We start from the raw sequence: 20,127 nt of genomic DNA on the forward strand, positions 1-20,127 counted from the left end.
TCCGCACCGTCGGCCATAAGGCTTTCGCAGCCAAGTGGGGCTGTTTGCAGAATCGCTCTGCGAATATGCAGCATAGGGTGAGGCGTTCATGGATTGGGACGACGTCCGATATTTCCTCGCTCTGGCGCGCGCGCACCGGCTCGGACCGGCCGCAAAACTGCTCGGGCAGGACGCGACGACGGTGTCGCGGCGGCTGCAACGCCTCGAGCGGCGACTCCAGACGACGTTGTTCGAACAGACCGTCGCCGGCTACGCGCTGACCGAACGCGGCGCGGCGCTATTGGAACACGCCGAGACGATGGAGGCGTCCGCGCTCGGCATCCAGGAAGTCGTCGGCAATGATGCAGGGGTACTCGCCGGCCCGATCCGGTTGAGCGTCTCGGAAGGGTTCGGCAGCCGCATCCTCGCGCCGCGCCTCGCGTCGTTCACCAACCAGCATCCGCGGATCGCCGTCGACCTGATCGCATCGACCGGCTTCCTCAATCCGTCGCGGCGCGAGGCGGATATCGCGGTCATGCTCGCGCGACCAAAAAGCGGACCGCTGGTCGCGCGCAAACTGACGGACTATCACCTCGGACTGTATGCGCACCCGGATCATCTTGCGCGGACGGGGCCGATCGCGACAACCGCGGATCTGATGCGGCACCGACTGATCGGCTATGTCCCCGACATGATCTACGCCCCCGAACTTCGTTATCTTGCCGAGATCGACGGCCGCCTCGACGCCTCGATCCGCAGTTCGAGTATCGTCGCGCAGGCCGAGCTGATCGCCGCGGGAGCGGGATGCGGGATTCTGCCCTGCTTCATCGGCGACCGGATGCCGGGGCTGGTCCGCGTGCTGCCCGACGCGGTGGACATCGTGCGCTCGTTCTGGCTCGTCGTCCACCGCGACGTCCGCCGGATCGCGCGGATCGACCGGTTCATCGCCTGGCTGGACGCGACCATCGGCGAGTTGAAGCCGCTGATGTTGGGCACGATGCCTGTGATTGCCGCTCGGTATTGAGCGCCGTATAGCCCCCGCGGCAGTTCGCCCGGAGTAACAGCGTGATCCCGACCCTCTACCACAAGATGATCGACTGGATCGGCGATGGCACCGGGCTGCCCGATACGATCCTGCACATCCATGCCGGGATGGCGCTGCTGATGATCGCGCGGCTGATCACGCGGCGGTCGTTCGGTACGTTCATTCCGTGGTGGGTGGTGGTCGCGGGCGAGGCGTTCAACGAGATCATGGACCGCATGACCTTCGGGTCGTGGCGGTGGGAGGATACCTCGCTGGATATCCTCAACACGCTGCTGTGGCCGACGGTGATCTGCCTCGGCGTGCGGCTGCGGCCGATGATCGGGAAGCGCGGGCGGTAATTCGCGTCATTTCTCCACCGTCATCCTGATGCGCTCCGTCACCCTGACGAAAGTCAGGGCCCAGGGTTACGGGCGTCGTCGTTTGGAACTCTGGGTCCTGACTTTCGTTAGGATGACGGTGGGGAGATGGCAGGCGCTTAGCCCAAAGCGATATACCGTTGCAGGTGATAGTCCTCGTCACCGAGCTGGTGGTCGATCATCACCAAGCGCTTGGCGTAATGCGACACCGCGTATTCCCACGTCATGCCGATGCCGCCGTGGAGCTGGATCGACTCCTCCGCGACCAGCGCACCGGTCCGACCGATCGTATATTTTGCCGCCGACAGAGCACGTTGGCGCGCCTTGGCATCGTCGCCGTCGAATGCCGACGCAGCGTTGATGACCGCAGACTGCGCCTGTTCGATCTCTAACAATACCGTCGCCATGCGGTGCTGGAGCGCCTGGAACTTGCCGATCGGCACGCCGAACTGTTTCCGGTCGCGGAGGTATCCGAGCGTGGCTTCCTTGACGAACTCCATCGCCCCGACCGCTTCGGCCGATAGCGCGAGCAGGCCTGCACCGACCGCGGCATCGACGATCGCCTGCCCCTGCCCGTCACCACCGATGCGCGCTTCTGCACCCAGCGTGACGTTCTCGAACGTCACGTCACCACCGCCACCGCCTTCGACGACATTGTAGCTCCGCACCGAAACGCCCGTCGTGTCGGCGGGCACGAGGAACACCAGCGGATCACCGTCCTGCTCGACCGTCACCACGAACACCGACGCCGCGCCCGCCTGCAGCACGACCGCCTTGGTGCCGCTCAGCGTCCAGCCGTCGCCGCTCTTCGTCGCGGTCACCGGCGTCGCGCCATCCTCCTGCGCAAACGCAGCGATCGTCTCGCCGGACACGATCCCGGCCAGCGTTTCATCATGCCCGCCGCCAGCCGCCAGCGCACGTCCCGCCATCAGCGCGCCCAGGAACGGCTCGACCACCAACGCGCGGCCGAGCGCCTCGAACACCACCATGATGTCGAACCCGCTGCCGCCAAAGCCGCCTGCTGCCTCGTCGAACAACGCCGAGACGATGCCGAGTTCGTTCAACTGCTTCCAGACCGCAGGATCGTACCCCGCATCGCTGTACGCGCCCGCGTTACGCGTATCGATCGGATAGCCGTCCCGCAGTGCGCGGACGAGCGTGTCGGCCAGCATGCGGCGGTCGTCGGTGTGTTCGAAGTTCATGGTATCACAGACCCAGGATGGCTTTGGAGATGATGTTCTTCTGGATCTCGTTCGACCCGCCGAAGATCGACAGCTTCCGATTGTTGAAATAGCTCGGCGCCGCCATCGCCGCGTCCTCCGGGCCGACATCCTCGCCGTTCCATCCGGCTTCCAGAGCCTCGGGTATGTAGGGCGCCGCGTACGATCCATACGCACGACGCGTCAGCGAGGTGATCTCCTGACGGATTTCGGTGCCCTTGATCTTGAGCATCGAACTCTCCGCGCCCGGCGCGCCGCCGCCCGCGACCGCCGCCAGCACGCGCAGATTGGTCGTCTGCATGTTGGCCAGATCGATCTCGACCCGCGCCATCCGCGCCGCGAACAACGGATCGTCGGCGAGCGCTCGCCCGCCCTTCTTCTGCATCTGCGCGACCTCCTTCAGCCGCTCGAACGAGGCGATCGAGAAGCCGACGCCGGCGATGTTGGTGCGCTCATAGGTCAGCAAATACTTGGCGTAGGTCCAGCCCATATTCTCTTCGCCGACGAGGTTGGCGACGGGCACCTCGACATCGGTAAAGAACACCTCGTTCACCTCTTGCTCGCCGTCGATCAGCGTGATCGGGCGGACCTCGATGCCCGGCGACTTCATGTCGATCAGGAGGAACGAGATACCCTCCTGCTTCTTCGCGGCCGGGTCCGTGCGGACGAGGCAGAAGATCATGTCGGCATGCTGGCCGAGCGTCGTCCAGGTCTTTTGGCCGTTGACGACATAGACGTCGCCCTTCCGCACCGCGGTCGTCTTGAGACCCGCGAGATCGGACCCCGCGCCCGGCTCCGAATACCCCTGGCACCACCAGTCGGAGCCATCGAGGATCCGCGGCAGCCACTGCTTCTTCTGCTCTTCGGAACCGTATTTGATCAGCACGGGACCGAGCATGTTGACGCCGAACGGGACCACGCGGGGCGCGTGTGCGAGCGCGGACTCGTTATCGAAGATGAAGCGCTGGATCACGCTCCAGCCAGGGCCGCCCCATTCCTCGGGCCAATGGTTCGCCAGCCAGCCGCGTTCGTTGAGAATGGCGTGCCATTCCTCCATGTCCGATTTGCGGAGGCGCTTGCCTTCGCGGACCAGTGTCGAGAGCCGCGCGGGGAGTTTGTCGCGGAAGAATGCGCGGACTTCGTCGCGGAACGATTCTTCCTCGGGCGTGAAGCTGAGATCCATGGCCATGTGCTCCTGATGTTGGAGCCCATGTGCCACAGTCGATCAAGGAATTGAAGGACCGGTATGGTCTGGATAACCGAATTTGTTGCGCGGAGCGACGCAGGTTAATCCGGGCGGTATCGCCGCACCTTGGCCCCCCCCCTGGCAGGGGAGGTGACTGGCTCTTGCCAGACGGAGGGGTGTCGCGCTCTCGATGGCGCGCTACCCCTCCGTCAGCCCTGCGGGCTGCCACCTCCCCTCAGAGGGGAGGATCGATAGGGCGTCAGAACCGGTAGCTGATCCAGCCCGCCAGGAAGTCGGAGTTCTTGTACCCGGCATTGGTCAGCGCAGGCCCCGCAATCAGATGCTCGTATCGCCCGGTGAACGACAGCCGCGAGGTGAACGGGTACACCGCCTGGAACCGGATCGTGTCGGCGATCTTCTTGCCCCCGAAATTCTGCGTTCCCGCAAACGCCGAGCCATTCGCGCGGTACACCGCATCGCTCGTCGTATCGCGCCACGACAGCTGATATTCCGCGGTCATGCGCAGCTTGCCGAACGGCGTGAAGGTCACGTTCGGTGCCAGCGCAATCAGGTTGGTCGGCGTCGCGAACAGCTGATAGCTGTAATAGATGTTGTTGCCGAACGGCGCGAGCGAGTTGCGCAGCGTGCCCTTGCCATACGCGCCACCACCGCTGGCATAGTCCGCATGGAAACCGACCCGCGGCGCGGACTTGCCGTCGCCGATCTTGTAAGTCTGCGCCAACAGGATCAGCCACGCCTTGATCGAGCGGTTATCGTACGAACCGCCCTGATAGTTGATCGTCCAGTCGAGATTGACCGGCCCCGCGTCACCCCAGACGTGCAGGCCATAGAAATTGCGGACTTCGCGTGCGGTGTCGGTGCCCCATACCGCCGTGCGATTGCGCAGCCGCCAGAGGAACGGGTCGACGTACAGCTTCGACCCGCCGAACAGCGTTTCCGGCACGACGATCCCGGTCGAGATACCCGAGAAGCGCCGCGCGCTCTCGGCGTTGTCGTCCTGGGTACCGCCATTGCCGTAGGCGGTCGGCTTGAAGTCGAACACGTCGGCGCGGACGCCGGCGGCACGCGCCCAGGCGCGGAAGCCGTTGAAACCGAAGAACAGCGTGTTGTTGTCGCGCGGCACGACCAGCAGGTTAGGACCGTCCGCAAACGTCTGGCGGCCATAGCGCACGCCGACATCGACATCGGCGACGGTCCCGGTCAGGTCGACGAACCCCTGCTGCACCGCCAGCTTGTTGCGCAGGTTCGGCAGTGCCGTGCCGAGGTTACGGCCCTCCAGCGTGCCATGCGCGAGTTCGCCGTAGAACCGGAGATGCTGGCCGACATGCAAATCGGCGCCCCCGAACAGGCGAAGGATATCCTGCCGCTGTGCCTCGGCATCGCGCAGATTGGGGTTGGTGGTCTCGTTGACGCGGAACCGCGCCTCGCCCGACAGCGTCAGATAGACGTCGCCATCACCCGCGATCGAGATGAACTTCAGCTGGTCGACGATGTCCTTGCGCTTCTTCGGATCGCGCAGCTTCGACCAGTCCTCTGCCCAGCGTGACTGGTTGTAACCACCCGCCGTCACGCCATCGCCGATCGCGGCATTGGGATAGCTCTCGGCGATCGGCGAGGCTTCGGCGGTGCTCGACACGTCCTTGGCGCCGACATTGGCCTGGCGCGAAGGCGGCGCCTCGGCCTGTGCGGTTGCGACATTCGCGAACGCGAAGATCGAGAGCGCGGACGTGGCAAGGCCAGCCGCGTGCCGCAAGCGGCGCATCGTCATCGAGGTCATAAGCAAGTTCCGGTACTGGCTGGCGGGAACGGGCGGGCGGGGACGGGCTGGCCGTCCCCGCCGGCATCAATGGGCGGTGGCAGCGGCGGGGATTGCCGCCGGCACGAACTCGGGGAGCTTGCCCGACAGCGCAGCATCGAGCTTGTCGCGGTCGAGTGCGCCCTCCCAGCGGGCGACGACGATCGTCGCGACTGCGTTGCCGATGAAGTTGGTGAGGCTGCGGCACTCGCTCATGAACCGGTCGACGCCGAGGATCAGCGCCATGCCGGCGATCGGCACGGTCGGCACGATCGACAACGTCGCGGCCAGCGTGATGAAGCCCGCGCCGGTAACACCCGCCGCACCCTTCGACGAGATCATCGCGACGACCAGCAGCAGCAATTCCTGACCGAGCGTCAGATGCGTGTTGGTCGCCTGCGCGATGAACAGCGCCGCCAGCGTCATGTAGATGTTGGTGCCGTCGAGATTGAACGAATAGCCGGTCGGCACGACTAGCCCGACGACCGACTTCTCGCAGCCTGCCGCTTCCATCTTCTGGATCAGGTTCGGCAGCGCCGCTTCCGACGACGACGTCCCGAGCACCAGCAGCAGCTCGGCCTTCAGATACTTGATCAGCTTGAAGATCGAGAAGCCCGTCAGCCGCGCGACGGTGCCGAGGATGACGACCACGAACAGCGCCGCGGTCAGGTAGAAGGTCGCGACCAGCGCGCCGAGATTGGCGAGGCTGCCGATCCCGTATTTGCCGATCGTGAAGGCGATCGCGCCGAACGCGCCGAGCGGCGCCGCGCGCATCAGGATGCCGACCAGCTTGAAGACGATCAGGCTGAGGCGCTCGAGGAAGTTGAGCACCGGCTTGGCAGGCTCGCCGACCAGGCTCAGCGAGATGCCGAACAGGATCGCGACGAGCAGGATCTGGAGGATGTTGCCTTCGGTGAACGCGCTGACCATCGTGTCCGGGATGATGCTCATCAGGAACCCGGTAATCGTCGTCTCGTGCGCCTTCACCGTGTAGTCGGCGATGCCCTTGGTATCGAGCGTGGCGGCGTCGATGTTCATCCCCGCGCCCGGCTGGACGACGTTGGCGACGATCAGCCCGACGATCAGCGCCAGCGTCGAGAAGAACAGGAAATACGCGAACGCCTTGCCCGCGACGCGGCCGACCGAGCCGAGCTCCTTCATGCCGGCGATGCCGGTGACGAGCGTCAGGAAGATCACCGGTGCGATGATCATCTTCACCAACTTGATGAACGCATCGCCGAGCGGCTTCAGCGCCGCGCCATAGGTCGGATAGAAATGCCCGAGCGCCGCGCCGAGCGCGATCGCGATCAGGACCTGGATATAGAGCTGGCCGCTCCAGCGCTTCCGCGCGGGCGTTTCCGCGACGCCATATGTCTGGGTGGGTAGGGTCAACATCGCCTCCTGAAACTCTCGTCCACTGCCACGGGACGTTATCGCGACGGTAATGCCGGGCCGAACCAAGGACTACAAGACTATGTGGTCATGCGCTTAAAACGTTGGTTTTACGTGGTTTGAAGACATACCCAGTCTTCAGATGTGCGAGAAATGCCGATTTTACGGAGTGGCGCGACCTATTGGTGTGTGATAATCCGCACAAATGGCGCGGCTCCGTTCCCCTCTTTTCATGACTGCGCTGGCGGTGCTGCTCGCGTTTGCCGCACTCGGTGTGATCGTCGCCGGAGTCGCCTCGGTCTACGGCCCGCGTGCGGTGGCGGACGCGACCGCGAGCGTGCGGATGCACGCGGTCCAGCAGACCCGCAGCAACCTCCGCCTGCTCGAAGCCGAGTTGCAGACCTATCGCCTGCTCCCGGTCATGCTCGGCGAATATCCCGACGTCCGCGCGGCACTGGCGTCGGGTACCGTCGACCCGGCACTCAACGCCAAGCTCGCAATGCTGGCGGAGCGAACCGGCGCCCCGGTGATCTACGCGCTCGATACGCAGGGCATGACGATCGCGGCGTCGAACGCCGGCCGCCCCGACAGCTTTCTCGGCCACGACTATCGCTACCGCGACTATTTCACCAAGGCGATGGCATCGGGCGCGACCGAGTTCTTCGCGCTGGGCAGCGTCAGCGGGCGCCCCGGCCTGTATCTGTCGCGCCGCATCGACCGCGCCGGACGACCGCTCGGCGTGGTCGTGGTCAAGGTAGAGTTCGGCAAGATCGCCCGCGCGTGGATCCAGGACCGGATGGCGACCTTCGTCACCGATCCCGACGGAATCATCCTGATCTCGAGCGATCCCCGCCTGCAATTCCACACGACACGCCCGCTTTCACGGATGCGCCGCAGCGAACTGATCGCGACCCGACAGTTCGGCGCCTCTCCGCTCGCGGCAGCACCACTGATGCTCGACGGTGATCGCGCGCGCCTTGCGGATGGAACGCCGGCGGTAGAGGTCTCTCTGCCGGTGCCGATCGCGAAGTGGCGGCTGGTCCATATGGAACCGCTCGACGCCGCGCTGCGCACCGCCGCGGCTCGCACCCGCTGGGCGACCGCGATCGCGGCGCTGGCGACGATCGCGGCGATGCTCAGCGCGTGGTGGCTCCAGGAGCGGCGGAAGCGGAACGCGGGCGCCCGCGCCGAACTCGAAGCCGAAGTCGCGCGCCGTACCGCCGAGCTCCGCGCCACAGCCGACCGCCTTCAGATCGAGGTCGAACAGCGCGAGGCGTCCGACCAGCGCTTCCGCCAGGCCCGCGAGGAACTCGCGCACGCCAACCGCGTCGGCTCGATCGGCACGATCACCGCCAGCGTCGCGCACGAAATCAACCAGCCCGTCGCCGCGATCCGCACCTTCGCCGACAACGCCGCCGCCTTCCTGGACCGCGGCGAACCGGCGCGCGCGGCAACCAATCTCCAGTCGATCGTCGACCTCACCAGCCGGATCGGCACGATCACCGCTGGGCTCAGGCGCTATGCTAGGCGCGGCGCAGGCTCGATCGGGCCCGTGGCACTCGACGAAGCGATAGACGGCGTCCGCCTGCTGATCGGCGACCGCTTCCGCGCAAAAGGCGTGAGGCTCGACCTCCCGACCGGCCCCGAGGCGCGACTGACCGTGATCGCCGGTCGCGTCCGTTTGGAGCAGGTGCTGGTCAACCTTCTCCAGAACGCTCTCGACGCGGTCGCCGACCGCCGCGACGCCCGCGTCAGTGTCACCGTCGGCAGGAAAGGCCGCGACGTCGTGCTGACCGTCGCCGACAACGGTCCCGGCATCGACGCCGCGATCGCCGACCACCTCTTCACCCCGTTCGCGACCAGCAAGAAGGACGGCCTCGGGCTCGGCCTCGGCATCGCGCGCGACATCATGACCGAGTTCGGCGGCACGCTCGACCTCGTTCCCGCTCCAGAAGGCGCCATCTTCCGTATGATCCTGGTGAAGGCATGAGCGAGCAAGCGGTATTGCTCGTCGACGACGACGACGTGTTGCGCGGTGCACTGGAGCAATCGTTCGAACTTGCCGGCATCGCAGTGATCGCCGAGCGCGACCCGACCGTCGCGCTTGCCCGCGTAACCGCCGGGTTCGATGGCGCGGTGGTGTCCGACATCCGCATGCCAAAGATGGACGGGCTCGAGCTCTTCCGCCGGATCGCCGCGATCGACCATGAGATCCCGGTGCTGCTGATGACCGGCCACGGTGACGTCGCGATGGCGGTCGCCGCGCTCAAGAACGGTGCATTCGACTTCATCCCGAAGCCCTTCGCGACCGACCACCTGATCGCGGGCGCTAGGCGGGCTCTCGAAATGCGCCGCCTGGTCCTCGACAACCGCCGCCTCCGCGCCGCCGCCGAGGAAACGGTCGGCGCCGAACCCCTGATCGGCGAGACCCCGGTGATGGTCCGCCTCCGCGAAACGATGCGCCAAATTGCTCAGGCCGACATCGACGTTCTGATCGAGGGGGAGACCGGCACCGGCAAGGAACTCGTCGCGGTCCTGCTCCACCGCTGGAGCAACCGACGGTCACGGCCCTTCGTGGCGGTCAACTGCGCCGCGCTGCCCGAGGCGGTCGCGGAGATCGAGCTGTTCGGCCATGACGGCGACTCCCGCCTGCCGCGGACCGGCCGGATCGAGGCGTCGAACCGCGGCACGCTGTTCCTCGACGAGATCGAGAGCACCCTCCCTGCGTTCCAGGCGAAACTACTTCGCGTACTCGAGGAGCGCGAGGTGATGCCGGTCGGTGGCGACCTTCCCCGCGCGCTCGACCTGCGCGTGATCGCTGCCGCCAAACCTGGCCTCGAACAGGCGGTCGAAGAAGGCCGATTCCGCGCTGACCTCCTGTTCCGCCTCGACGCGGTCCGCCTGCGCATCCCGCCGCTCAGAGAACGCCGCGACGACATCCCGTTGCTGTTCGGCCACCTCCTTCACCAAGCGGCGGAACGGTTCGGCCGCGAGGTGCCGACGATCGACACCGCGACGCTAGCCTATCTCGGTCAGCACGACTGGCCCGGCAACGTCCGCGAACTCGACAACCTCGCCAAGCGCCTCGTCCTCCGCGTCGAGGCCGAAGACCCTGTCGACGAGGACAGCGAAATCCCCCTCCCCGCCCGCGTCGACAAGTTCGAGGAAGCCACGATCCGCGCGACCCTGCAACAGGTCAGCGGCGACGTGCGGTCTGCGCTGGCCGCGCTCGGCATCCCGCGAAAGACGTTCTACGACAAGCTCAAGCGCCACGACATCGACGTCGAAGCCTACCGCCCCACGAAGGAGTAACCGCAGATTCTCCCCTGCAAGGGGAGGTGGCAGCGCGAAGCGCTGACGGAGGGGTGATCCGCTCCCGATAGCGCGATACCCCTCCGTCGCTTCGCGCCACCTCCCCTTGCAGGGGAGGATCAATCTAAGTCGGGATGACCGGCGGCGGCACACCGCCCTGCCGCGTCGCCACGAACTTCGCGAGCGGCGGCCCGATCAGCAACACCCCCAGAAACCGCAACACCTGAAGCGCCATTACGAACGGCACATCGACCGGACTCGACGCCGCAATGATTGCGACCGAGTCCATCCCGCCAGGACTCGTCGCCAGATATGCGGTAACCGGATCGATCCCCCACCACCGTGTCAAAACCGCCGCAATCCCGCCGCAGAACGCGATCAGCAGCGCCACCGACAACAGGATTCGCGGCATCGCCTTCCCCGCCACCCGCAGCGTGTCGCGCGTGAACGATAGCCCGATCCTCCACCCGACCACCGCATAGCTGATCGCCAGCAACCACTGCGGCAACACTGGCTGCGCGACCCCAGTAACATTAAGCGCCGCCCCCGCGACCAGCGACCCGAGCAGTGCGCCGGCGGGGAGCTTCAACATCACACCGACACCCGCGCCGATCCCGGCAATCGCGATCGTCCGCAGCACGGCAACCGGATCGACGGATGCGAACCACGTCGCGGCAACATGATGCCCACTCCCGCCGCCGACCATCACCGCCGCCAGCACCGACGCGACCACCGCCACGCTCACAACGCGCGTGTACGTCATCACCGCGACCAGCCGCGAATCCGCCCCGTAGGCCTGCGCCATCAGCACCATCGCGCTCGCCGCGCCGGGCGTCGATCCCCATACCGCGACGGTTCCCGGCAACACCTGCCACCGGCTGAGCAGATACCCGAGCACGCTGCTCGCCGCGAGCGTGACGAAATTGACCATCAGGAACACCGGCCAGTGATCCGCCACCGTCGCGACGATCCCGGTCTTGATCGAGCCCGCGATCAGCGTCCCCACCGCCGCCTGCGCGCCGCGAAAAGCCGAAGTCGGCACGGTCAACGACCAACCCCTCACCGCAAGCACCACCGCCGCGACCATCGGCCCGAGCAACAACCCCGCAGGCAGCCCAACGACCTCCAGCACCCCCGCGATCACCGCCGACAGCGCGATCAATACGGCCCAGCGCCCGATCATGCCTTGGTAGCGAACCAGATCGTGTGCCGCGCGCCGCCCTTCCGCGTCGCCCGAGCGATCACCTCGTCGACCGCGAACCCCGCTTCGGCAAGTCGGGTCGCGAACGGCTTGCTCGGTGCCGACGACCACACGGCAAATATGCCACCGGGTCGCAACGCCGCCCGCGCCAACGACAATCCGCGTGCGCCATAAAGCCGATCGTTACCCGGCCGTGAAATCCCGTCGGGCCCGTTATCGACGTCGAGCAGGATCGCGTCCCACTCCCCCTCGGCAATCGCCGCGGCGACGTCGCCCTCGAAGATCCGTGTCCGCGGATCGGTCAAGCTGTCGCCGTGCAACGCCGCCATCGGCCCCTGCGCCCACTCGATCACCGCCGGTACGATCTCCGCGACCGCCACCTGCGCATCAGCGCCAAGCCGCGCCAGTGCTGCCCGCAATGTGAACCCCATCCCGAGCCCGCCGATCAGCATCCGCACGCCTGGCCGGTCGCCGATCCGATCACACGCCTGCTCCGCCAGCGCCTCTTCCGATCCGCTAAGCCGACTGTTCATCAACTCGTTAGCGCCGAGCATGATCGAGAACTCGGTGCCCCGCTGGAGCAACCGAAGCTCACCCCCACCCGGCACCTGCGCCGTCCCGAGAAGCACGCGAGGGATCATGCCGACCACGCCGCGATATCGTCCTGCTCGCCGATCAGCGCGAGGCCGTGCGCGATCGACGTCAGCTCGCCACCACTCATGATCGCCGCCTCGCCGAACCGCTCGACGAAAATTTGCCGGATGCGCGGGATCAGCGACGATCCACCTGTCAGGAACACCCGGTCGATCTCGCCGCCACCGACGTTCGCGACCTCCAAGGCCCGGTCGACCGCCGCCTCGATCCGCACCACGTCGTCGGCGATCCACCCCTCGAACTGCGCGCGCGTCACGTCTGCCTCGATCTCCAGCCCCGCGCCCGCAAAATGGAAATGCGCGTCCTCGCCGCTCGACAGCGCACGCTTCAGCGACCCGACCGCATCGTACAGCGGATAGCCGAGTTCGTTCTCGATCACCGCGATCATCCGCCCGATCGCATCCGGATCGATCGCGGTCTTCTGCAACCGCTCCAACTCGGTCATCGTCTTGCGATTGCGCATCAGCGCCAGCCTGGACCAGTCCGCGAAGTCGGCGAAATACGCGCGCGGAATCTCCAGTTCCTTGCCGAACGACTTGTACGCGCCGCCCTTGCCCAGCATCGGCAGCACCAGCCGGTCGAGGATCCGGTAATCGAACCGATCACCCGCAATCCCGACACCCGCATGCCCAAGCGGCGTACACCGACGCGTCGCGCCCGGCTCGGCAACGCGCACCACCGAAAAGTCGCTCGTACCGCCGCCGAAATCCGCCACCAGAATGGTCGCCGGCTCGGTCAGCCGCGTCGCGTAGCTATAGGCCGCGCCGAGCGGTTCGTAGACGTAATGAATCTCCGCGCCGAAGCCCTTGAACATCGCGTCATACCGCATGCGCGCCAGCGCCTCGTCGGGCCGCGCGCCGGCATATTCGACCGGCCGCCCGACGACGATCCGGTGTGGCCGCGTGTCGAGCTTGCCGCCTGCATGCGAAATCAGCTTTTCGAGGAACAGCTGCCCCAGTTCCTCGAACCGATAGCGCTTGTCGAACACCGACGCCTGTTCGAACGTCTTCATCGCCGCAACCGACTTGAACGATTGGATGAACCGGCTGTCGAGCGGATACTCCATATATTCCGCGATCGCCCACGGCCCCGCATCCGACGCGAGCCCCTTGCCGCTATCGTCCTGCCAGAAACACAACGCCGAACGGAACACCGGGCTCGTCTCGGCTGGCGCCGCGAAGGTCACCAGTTCGGGCGTGCCGTCTTTGGTCCCCAGCGCCACGACGCTGTTGGTCGTGCCGAAATCCAGCCCCAGCGCGGGGCCGCCAGCGTCCATCTGCATGCGTCGTCCTTGTATGAACGCGCGCCTATGGCGATGCGGGGCACAGGATGGCAACCCCGCGCGTGCTTCGGCGGGCGGTAAAACCATATCTACATCCTCCCCTGCAAGGGGAGGTGGCTGGCACCTGCCAGACGGAGAGGTATCGCGTTCTCGATGGCGGGCTACCCCTCCGTCAGGCCTGCGGCCTGCCACCTCCCCTCATAGGGGAGGATCGGCACGCGACCTTAGAGGCGCTTCAACCGCACAAGTGCCGCGTCGAGTGCGGACAGAAAGCTCGACCGGTCGGTCTTGGAGAACGGCGCAGGGCCGCCGATAATGTCGCCACCCGCGCGCAGGTCGGCCATGATCGCGCGCGTCGCGATCGCGCCGCCGATCGAACTGGTGGTGAACGGCTTGCCGGTGTTGGCCAGCACGGTCGCGCCAGCCTTCACGCAGCGATCGGCGAGCAGGATGTCGGCAGTGATCACGACCGACTTCGCGTCGGCCTGTTCGGCGATCCAGTCGTCGGCGGCGTCGAATCCGTCGCTGACGACCACGCGCGAGATCAGCGGGTGGACGGGGATGCGGAAATGGCTGTTGGCGACGATCGTCACGGGGACTTCGTGGCGCCACGCGACCTTGTAGATCTCGTCTTTGACGGGGCACGCGTCGGCGTCGACGAGGATGCGCAGTGTGGTGGGGGTGTCGGCAGTCACCTGAACCCTCGCGATCGAATGCCGGCCATCCCCGTATCCTTATTCAGCGCGCTAAATCCGTCGTCCCAGGCCCGTTGCCCGCCGCCGCACATCCAAAGAGTACCGCCACCCCAATTCCGTCATCCCAGCATAAGCTGGGATCTCCCTGTTTGGCGCGTGTCGCGAGCCACGTGGGATACCCCAGCTTTCGCTGGGGTGACGGGTTTGGGTTTGGGTTTGGGTTTGGGTTTGGGGTTGGACGGCGGGAGGGGAATTCGAGACTTAGTAAGCTCGGTTCGCCAACCCGATCCCTCAGGTCCGGTCGCGGTTACCACGGTACGGAGGCTTCCGCGTCGGAGCCGGACCGCCACGCGGTGCCGCACGGTGCAGCGTCGAGCGTGGACCACTCGCATTGCTGCGACCACCGCCGCCGCCGTCATGCCGAGCGCCGCTCTCGGGCGCACCCTGCATCGCCTCGATCGCCACGCCGCTCTCTTCCTCACCAGCCTGTGCCGTACGCTGGATCGCCGCCGAGAACCGCGACGCAACCGCCCGCGGAATCTCGAAAGCCGTTTCGTTCGGGCCGATGCGGATCGCACCGATCTCCGACTTGGTGATGTGCCCGCGACGGCAGATCAGCGGCAGGATCCAGCGCGGATCGGCGTTCTGGCGACGACCGATGTCCATCCGGAACCACACCGTGTCCTCAAAGCCCGCGCGCGGCCCCTGCGAACGCTCGTCCTGAGTCGGCTGCTTGCTCTGGTCGATCAGATCCTCGGCCTGCGGCATCGTCGCGCGGTGCATGTGCACCAGTGCCGCGGCGATATCCTCCGGCGTCTTCTCGGCCATCAGGCGGACGGCGAGTGCGCGATCCTCCTCCTCGACCTCGACCGGCTGCAACAGCATGCCGATCAGCCGCTCGTGATCGTTCTTGCGGATGTCCTCCGCGGTCGGGGCGTTGACCCACTCCGCGTTGATCTTCGCACCACGGAGCATCATCTCGACGCGACGGCGACGCGGGAACGGCACGATCAGGACGGCGGTGCCCTTCTTGCCCGCACGACCGGTACGACCCGAGCGATGCTGGAGCGTCTCGGCATCGCGCGGCAGCTCGACGTGAACGACCAGCGAAAGCGTCGGCAGATCGATACCGCGCGCCGCAACATCGGTCGCAACGCAGACGCGCGCACGGCGGTCACGCAACGCCTGAAGCGCAGCGTTACGCTCGTTCTGCGAATGCTCGCCCGACAGCGCGACGGCGGCAAAGCCACGCTCGACCAGGCTCGCATGCAGATGGCGCACATTGTCGCGAGTCGCGCAGAACAGCATCGCCGTCTCCGCCTCGTGGAAGCGCAGCAGGTTGATCACCGCATGCTCGATCTCGGACGGCGAGACCGTGACGGCCTGGTACGAGATATCGCCATGACCGCGATCCTCGCCGACGGTCGAGATCCGCAGCGCGTCCTTCTGGTAACGCTTGGCGAGCGCGACGATCGGCCGCGGCATCGTCGCCGAGAACAGCAGCGTACGACGCGCTTCGGGCGACGCATCGAGGATCTGCTCGAGGTCCTCGCGGAAGCCCATGTCGAGCATCTCGTCGGCTTCGTCGAGCACCGCGACCTTGAGGGCCGACAGGTCGAGCGCGCCACGCTCGAGGTGATCGCGCAGACGACCCGGCGTGCCGACGACGATATGCGCGCCGTGAGCGAGCGAACGACGCTCCTTCGAGGCGTCCATGCCGCCGACGCAGGTCGAGATGCGCGCACCGGCCTTGGCATAGAGCCACATCAGCTCGCGGCTGACCTGGAGCGCGAGCTCGCGAGTCGGTGCGATGCACAGGACGAGCGGCTTGTGCGGCGCGGGCAGGCGCTGGACGCCGTCCTCGCCGGCTTCACCGAGCAGTTCGCCGGCCATCGCCAGGCCGAACGCCACGGTCTTGCCCGAGCCGGTCTGCGCCGACACGACGAGATCGCGACCGATCGCATTGTCCTCGATCACATGAGCCTGGACGGGGGTGAGCGCGGTATAGCCGCGCGCTTCGAGCGCCTCGGAAAGAAGCGACGGAATATTTGTAAAAGGCATGTACGTCCTAATTGGTGGCCGGCTTACGCAACGGCAAGGCACTGGCGTGGTGGTCCCTACAGGACTTGACCCGCGGCCCACCCGCTCGCCCATGCCCATTGGAAGTTGTAGCCGCCGAGCCACCCTGTGACATCGACCGCTTCGCCGACTGCATACAGCATTGGTACGCGTTTGGCTTGCATTGTTTGCGATGAGAGTTCCGCAGTGCTGATTCCGCCTGCGGTGACCTCGGCCTTGGCATAGCCTTCCGAGCCGTTTGGCGTGAATTGCCAATGGCTTAGCGCGCGTTCGGCGTCCTGGAGCTTGCGGTCGGTGAGCGTGGAAATCTCGCTCGTCATCCCCAATCGCTCGCTCAAAGTCTCCGCGAGTCGGTCCGGGAGCGTGCTGCCGAGCAGTTTCCGGAGAGTCGCGCGCGGCGTGGTACGCTTGGCGGCGGGGAGCCAGCCGGACTCGCGATCGGGGAGAAAATCGATCCCGACGGGCTGGCCGTTGCGCCAATAGGACGACACTTGGAGGATCGCAGGCCCCGATAAGCCGCGGTGGGTGAACAGCGCGGCCTCGCGGAAGGCGGTCTTGCCGGCGGTGGCGACAACGTCTGCGGCGACCCCGGAGAGTTCGCGAAACAGGATTTCGTCCCCGCCGAGCGTCAGTGGCACGAGTGCCGGGCGAGGCTCGACTACCTTCAGCCCGAACTGCCGCGCGAGGTCATAGGCGAACCCGGTCGCGCCCATCTTTGGGATCGACGGCCCACCGGTCGCGATCACCAGCGCGGGGGCAGTGACCGTGCGACCGTCGAGCGACACGCGGTACTGCCCGTCTGCATGTTCAACGCCGGTGACCGCGCGACCGAGCGACAGGTCGACTCGCCCCTTGTCGCATTCGTCGAGTAGCATTTCGACGATCTGCTTCGCGGAGCCGTTGCAGAAGAGTTGCCCCAGCGTCTTCTCGTGCCAGGTGATGCCGTAGGATTCGACGAGCGCGATGAAATCCTGCGCGGTGTAGCGGCCGAGCGCGGACTTGGCGAAATGCGGGTTGGCGGAGATGTAGCGGTCGGCGGCGGTGTGGACGTTGGTGAAATTGCACCGCCCGCCGCCCGAGATCAGGATCTTCTTGCCCGCTTGGTCGGCGTGGTCGACGAGCAGGATTTTCCGGCCACGCTGGCCTGCGACGGCGGCGCACATGAGGCCGGCGGCACCGGCTCCGAGGATGATCGCGTCGTATTCGGACAAGTGTCGCTCCGTGCGGCTTCAGTCAGCAGCCGCCAATTAGAATGTTTCCCCGCGAAGGCGGGGACCCAGACTGGGCTCCCGCCTTCGCGGGAGAACAAGAAGGGGTGGCCGCTGTAGCGTGTTCGGGCGGGGCCACATAGGTGGTGAGGCGTTCGTAAGTCTACGAAACCAATATGCCAGATAGCACCACCCCGGCGAAGGCCGGGGCCCAGTTGGTGGACGGCAGTGGCGCAAGTTGCGCCTCGTTACTGCAACCTTTCCAACTGGGCCCCGGCCTTCGCCGGGGTGGCGGCACCTGAGATGGTGGCTTGTGAAAGAGCGACAATCCGATGGCACCGTGCAACATAGCGGACTGAACGCCCGCCCCCATCTGCTCCCTCTCCCCTCCGGGGAGAGGGTCGGGGTGAGGGGCAGCCAAGCAATGCACCGCCAAGAACAGCCCCTCACCCAACCCTCTCCCCGGAAGGGAGAGGGCTAAGCACTCATAAACTACCGCAGCTTGGCGATATTCAGCGAATCTTCCTTCGCCCGCACCTTCACCGACTCCTCGCTCCGAGTCAGCGCCTTGGCGATCGCCTTCAGCGCCATGCCCTTCTTGGCGAGCGTATGCAGCTTCTGGATCTCGTCCTGCGTCCAAGCCTGACGATGCCGTTCGAATTTCGCCTCAGCCATCAGCCCTCATCCTTATCGATCGCCAGAACCTCGATCGCGTCCGACTTGTCCGCAAACGCAACCGTCTCGCCAACCGCCGCGCCCATCAGCGCCCGCGCCAACGGCGCCGAGAACGCCAGCCGGTCCTCGCCGGGCTCGGCCTCGTCACCACCGACGATCGCGATAACCCGCTCCGCCCCGTTCATCCGAACCCGAACTCGCGAGCCGATACCTACCTCGTCGTCTTCAGGCGACGGTGCGATCTCGGCGGTCGTCTGCCGCGTATGCCAATACCGCAAATCCCGCAGCAAAACCTTCCGAGCCTCCTCGTCCGTCTCAGCCGTAACCGCCGCCTCGATCGCGACCACCCGCTCGCCAAGCAACCGCAGCCCACGCGCCGTGACCAGATTAGGCCCCGGCGCGATCGGCTGTTCGAACTTGGGTTCGAGATGTTCCTCGTCACTCTCGCGACGAAACGCGACGCTCATGCCATCACTTCAGGCACGCGACGATCCCGGCGATCGCCGCCAGCGTGCCGTCAACGTTCTTCACCTTCACCACGTCCAGCCCAAGCTGTTCCGCCGGATAATCATTCCCGCCCGGGAAGATCGCGTCGCCGATGAACATCATCTTGTCGAGCGCGATGCCGCTCGCCTCGTTGAGCTTCTTCAGCCCGTACGCCTTGTCGACACCCTCACGCGTGATGTCGATCGAGGTCGCGCCACCCATGTTGATCGACAGCCCCGGCAGGCGCTTCTGCAGATCCGCCTGGATCACCTTCCGCTTGGCGAAGTCCGGATCCCAGCTGTGCTTGGCATCGATCGGTGCTTCCTGACCGAGTGCCGAGAACGTGATCTGGCTGCCCCGATCCTCGATCCGCTCACCCCAGGTCTTCTCCGGCACGAAACCGGTAGCCTCGAGCGATTCGTCGAACGCCTTGAGGATCTTCTGCTTCTCGTCGTCCTCGAACAGCTCGGCATACACCGCGCGCCATTCGCCGTCGAACCGGTACAGCTTGGTCCCCGTCGTCGGCATCAGCCACAGCTTGGTGCGATCCGCCCGCTCGGGCAGGCGCGACGCGACCTGCTTTTCGAACTGCGGCCAGTCGCCGCCCGAGATCACCGCGACATGCGCGACGTCGAGCAGGTTCGCCAACGCCTCGCCCATCGGCTCCTGCAAGGGCTGCTTGCTCTCGGCCAGCGTTCCATCGAGGTCGAAGGCAACCAACTCTTTCATGCGGAAACTCCAGTAAGGATAAACGTGTCGATCGCGTGCGCGACGCCGTCGGCATCGTTCGCGCTGGTAATCTCGTGCGCGACGTCGCGGACGTTCTGCGGCGCATTGCCCATCGCGATCGCCAGCTTGGCGCGCTTGAGCATCGCGATGTCATTCGCCTGATCGCCGATAGCCGCGGTCTGCGTCAAGCTGATGCCGAACGCGTCCGCCAGTTCCTCGATCCCGCTGCCCTTGTTGCCAGCCACTGGCGTGATGTCGAGATAATAGGTCTGCGACTGGACGATCGTCGCCTGCGAATCGAACTTCGCGGCGACCTTAGCGTGCAGGTCGCGCAACAAATCCTCGTCGTCGCTGACGAACGTCACCTTGTCCGCCTTGGCGAGCAGGTCGGTGAAGTCGGAGACGATCACCGGGTCCTGCGCGGACGCCTTCTTCTCGCTGCCGACATGGCCACCCTGGTCGGTGCTGGCGTACCAGACATCGTCCGCGAAGAACCACGTGTCGACCGGCGCGTCACCGATGATCTCCATCGCGCCGCGGACGACATCGACGTCGATCATGTGGTGCTCGATCACGGTGCCGTCGCGCTTGAACACGATCCCGCCGTTGAACGCACCCATCGGCTCGTCGATGCCGAGCAGGTCCGCGATCGGCATCATCCCCGAACGCGGCCGCGCGCTGATGATCGTGAAGCCAAGGCCGGCCGCCTTCAGTCGCTTGACCGCGTCGACGGTGGCGGGCGTGACCTTCTTCTCCTTGTCGACGAGCGTCCCGTCGACATCGGAAACGAGGAGCTTGATATCGCTCATGCC

18 protein-coding genes are annotated in these 20,127 nt (G+C 65.9%); 4 read left to right on the plus strand and 14 right to left on the minus strand.

Annotated elements, in window-relative coordinates:
- Positions 1-88 precede the first annotated feature (88 nt).
- Together C8J46_RS06145 and C8J46_RS06150 are read left to right on the plus strand one after the other, a co-directional pair.
- Complete coding sequence (locus C8J46_RS06145; RefSeq protein ID WP_132736291.1) at positions 89-1,003, plus strand: LysR family transcriptional regulator; 915 nt, start codon at positions 89-91, stop codon at positions 1,001-1,003.
- A gap of 41 nt (positions 1,004-1,044) precedes the next feature.
- Positions 1,045-1,362, plus strand: coding sequence for a hypothetical protein (locus C8J46_RS06150; protein WP_132736294.1), 318 nt, complete (start codon positions 1,045-1,047; stop codon positions 1,360-1,362).
- 137 nt (positions 1,363-1,499) lie between these two features.
- On the opposite strand, the gene C8J46_RS06155 is transcribed toward C8J46_RS06150, so the two are convergent.
- The 4 genes from C8J46_RS06155 to C8J46_RS06170 form a co-directional block, all read right to left on the minus strand.
- Positions 1,500-2,582: an acyl-CoA dehydrogenase gene (locus tag C8J46_RS06155; RefSeq protein ID WP_132736297.1), complete on the minus strand. Its 1,083-nt coding sequence runs from the start codon at positions 2,580-2,582 to the stop codon at positions 1,500-1,502.
- A gap of 4 nt (positions 2,583-2,586) precedes the next feature.
- Complete coding sequence (locus C8J46_RS06160) at positions 2,587-3,783, minus strand: acyl-CoA dehydrogenase family protein (RefSeq protein WP_132736895.1); 1,197 nt, start codon at positions 3,781-3,783, stop codon at positions 2,587-2,589.
- A 262-nt stretch (positions 3,784-4,045) separates the two neighbouring features.
- Entirely contained in the window at positions 4,046-5,584 is a 1,539-nt protein-coding gene (locus tag C8J46_RS06165) for an alginate export family protein (RefSeq protein WP_243643240.1), read from the minus strand.
- 66 nt (positions 5,585-5,650) lie between these two features.
- Positions 5,651-6,922, minus strand: a complete 1,272-nt coding sequence (locus C8J46_RS06170; protein WP_243643264.1) for a dicarboxylate/amino acid:cation symporter — start codon at positions 6,920-6,922, stop codon at positions 5,651-5,653.
- A 304-nt stretch (positions 6,923-7,226) separates the two neighbouring features.
- Here C8J46_RS06170 and C8J46_RS06175 point away from each other — a divergent pair, with 304 nt between their 5' ends.
- Together C8J46_RS06175 and C8J46_RS06180 are read left to right on the plus strand one after the other, a co-directional pair.
- Complete coding sequence (locus C8J46_RS06175) at positions 7,227-8,984, plus strand: ATP-binding protein (RefSeq protein ID WP_207894115.1); 1,758 nt, start codon at positions 7,227-7,229, stop codon at positions 8,982-8,984.
- On the plus strand, positions 8,981-10,306 hold the full coding sequence (locus C8J46_RS06180) for a sigma-54 dependent transcriptional regulator (RefSeq protein WP_132736303.1): 1,326 nt from the start codon (positions 8,981-8,983) through the stop codon (positions 10,304-10,306). The genes C8J46_RS06175 and C8J46_RS06180 overlap by 4 nt, the downstream gene beginning before the upstream one ends.
- A gap of 124 nt (positions 10,307-10,430) precedes the next feature.
- On the opposite strand, the gene C8J46_RS06185 is transcribed toward C8J46_RS06180, so the two are convergent.
- The 10 genes from C8J46_RS06185 to C8J46_RS06230 all read right to left on the minus strand — a co-directional run bounded on the left by C8J46_RS06185 (position 10,431) and on the right by C8J46_RS06230 (position 20,124).
- Positions 10,431-11,489, minus strand: coding sequence for an AbrB family transcriptional regulator (locus tag C8J46_RS06185; RefSeq protein ID WP_132736306.1), 1,059 nt, complete (start codon positions 11,487-11,489; stop codon positions 10,431-10,433).
- Positions 11,486-12,148, minus strand: a complete 663-nt coding sequence (locus C8J46_RS06190) for a hypothetical protein (protein ID WP_132736905.1) — start codon at positions 12,146-12,148, stop codon at positions 11,486-11,488. Before C8J46_RS06190 ends, C8J46_RS06185 begins: the two co-directional genes overlap by 4 nt.
- Positions 12,145-13,437, minus strand: coding sequence for an Hsp70 family protein (locus C8J46_RS06195; protein ID WP_132736908.1), 1,293 nt, complete (start codon positions 13,435-13,437; stop codon positions 12,145-12,147). The genes C8J46_RS06190 and C8J46_RS06195 overlap by 4 nt, the downstream gene beginning before the upstream one ends.
- A gap of 230 nt (positions 13,438-13,667) precedes the next feature.
- Positions 13,668-14,114: a YaiI/YqxD family protein gene (locus C8J46_RS06200; RefSeq protein WP_132736911.1), complete on the minus strand. Its 447-nt coding sequence runs from the start codon at positions 14,112-14,114 to the stop codon at positions 13,668-13,670.
- Between the two features lie 315 nt (positions 14,115-14,429).
- Positions 14,430-16,199, minus strand: a complete 1,770-nt coding sequence (locus C8J46_RS06205; RefSeq protein ID WP_132736309.1) for a DEAD/DEAH box helicase — start codon at positions 16,197-16,199, stop codon at positions 14,430-14,432.
- A 56-nt stretch (positions 16,200-16,255) separates the two neighbouring features.
- Positions 16,256-17,428: an NAD(P)/FAD-dependent oxidoreductase gene (locus tag C8J46_RS06210; protein WP_279388891.1), complete on the minus strand. Its 1,173-nt coding sequence runs from the start codon at positions 17,426-17,428 to the stop codon at positions 16,256-16,258.
- A 489-nt stretch (positions 17,429-17,917) separates the two neighbouring features.
- On the minus strand, positions 17,918-18,100 hold the full coding sequence (locus tag C8J46_RS06215) for a hypothetical protein (RefSeq protein WP_055881387.1): 183 nt from the start codon (positions 18,098-18,100) through the stop codon (positions 17,918-17,920).
- Positions 18,100-18,567 (minus strand): GreA/GreB family elongation factor, encoded by a 468-nt coding sequence (locus C8J46_RS06220; protein WP_132736312.1) that lies wholly within the window; start codon positions 18,565-18,567, stop codon positions 18,100-18,102. Before C8J46_RS06220 ends, C8J46_RS06215 begins: the two co-directional genes overlap by 1 nt.
- A gap of 4 nt (positions 18,568-18,571) precedes the next feature.
- Positions 18,572-19,315 carry an HAD-IIB family hydrolase gene (locus C8J46_RS06225; protein WP_060527242.1) on the minus strand — a complete coding sequence of 248 codons (744 nt, stop codon included), beginning with the start codon at positions 19,313-19,315 and terminating at the stop codon, positions 18,572-18,574.
- Positions 19,312-20,124, minus strand: coding sequence for an HAD family hydrolase (locus C8J46_RS06230; RefSeq protein WP_207894116.1), 813 nt, complete (start codon positions 20,122-20,124; stop codon positions 19,312-19,314). Before C8J46_RS06230 ends, C8J46_RS06225 begins: the two co-directional genes overlap by 4 nt.
- Between the last annotated feature and the right edge of the window lie 3 nt (positions 20,125-20,127).

It is taken from the genome of Sphingomonas sp. PP-F2F-A104-K0414, from assembly GCF_004340945.1.
Lineage (GTDB): Bacteria > Pseudomonadota > Alphaproteobacteria > Sphingomonadales > Sphingomonadaceae > Sphingomonas.

Bases quoted from the DNA above. Each gene is read 5' to 3' on its own strand.
- C8J46_RS06175 (WP_207894115.1), top strand. From the start codon at position 7,227: ATGACTGCGCTGGCGGTGCTGCTCGCGTTTGCCGCACTCGGTGTGATC.
- C8J46_RS06185 (WP_132736306.1), bottom strand. From the start codon at position 11,489: ATGATCGGGCGCTGGGCCGTATTGATCGCGCTGTCGGCGGTGATCGCG.
- C8J46_RS06230 (WP_207894116.1), bottom strand. From the start codon at position 20,124: ATGAGCGATATCAAGCTCCTCGTTTCCGATGTCGACGGGACGCTCGTC.
- C8J46_RS06215 (WP_055881387.1), bottom strand. From the start codon at position 18,100: ATGGCTGAGGCGAAATTCGAACGGCATCGTCAGGCTTGGACGCAGGAC.
- C8J46_RS06225 (WP_060527242.1), bottom strand. From the start codon at position 19,315: ATGAAAGAGTTGGTTGCCTTCGACCTCGATGGAACGCTGGCCGAGAGC.
- C8J46_RS06165 (WP_243643240.1), bottom strand. From the start codon at position 5,584: ATGACCTCGATGACGATGCGCCGCTTGCGGCACGCGGCTGGCCTTGCC.
- C8J46_RS06155 (WP_132736297.1), bottom strand. From the start codon at position 2,582: ATGAACTTCGAACACACCGACGACCGCCGCATGCTGGCCGACACGCTC.
- C8J46_RS06190 (WP_132736905.1), bottom strand. From the start codon at position 12,148: ATGATCCCTCGCGTGCTTCTCGGGACGGCGCAGGTGCCGGGTGGGGGT.
- C8J46_RS06160 (WP_132736895.1), bottom strand. From the start codon at position 3,783: ATGGATCTCAGCTTCACGCCCGAGGAAGAATCGTTCCGCGACGAAGTC.
- C8J46_RS06220 (WP_132736312.1), bottom strand. From the start codon at position 18,567: ATGAGCGTCGCGTTTCGTCGCGAGAGTGACGAGGAACATCTCGAACCC.
- C8J46_RS06180 (WP_132736303.1), top strand. From the start codon at position 8,981: ATGAGCGAGCAAGCGGTATTGCTCGTCGACGACGACGACGTGTTGCGC.
- C8J46_RS06195 (WP_132736908.1), bottom strand. From the start codon at position 13,437: ATGGACGCTGGCGGCCCCGCGCTGGGGCTGGATTTCGGCACGACCAAC.
- C8J46_RS06205 (WP_132736309.1), bottom strand. From the start codon at position 16,199: ATGCCTTTTACAAATATTCCGTCGCTTCTTTCCGAGGCGCTCGAAGCG.
- C8J46_RS06145 (WP_132736291.1), top strand. From the start codon at position 89: ATGGATTGGGACGACGTCCGATATTTCCTCGCTCTGGCGCGCGCGCAC.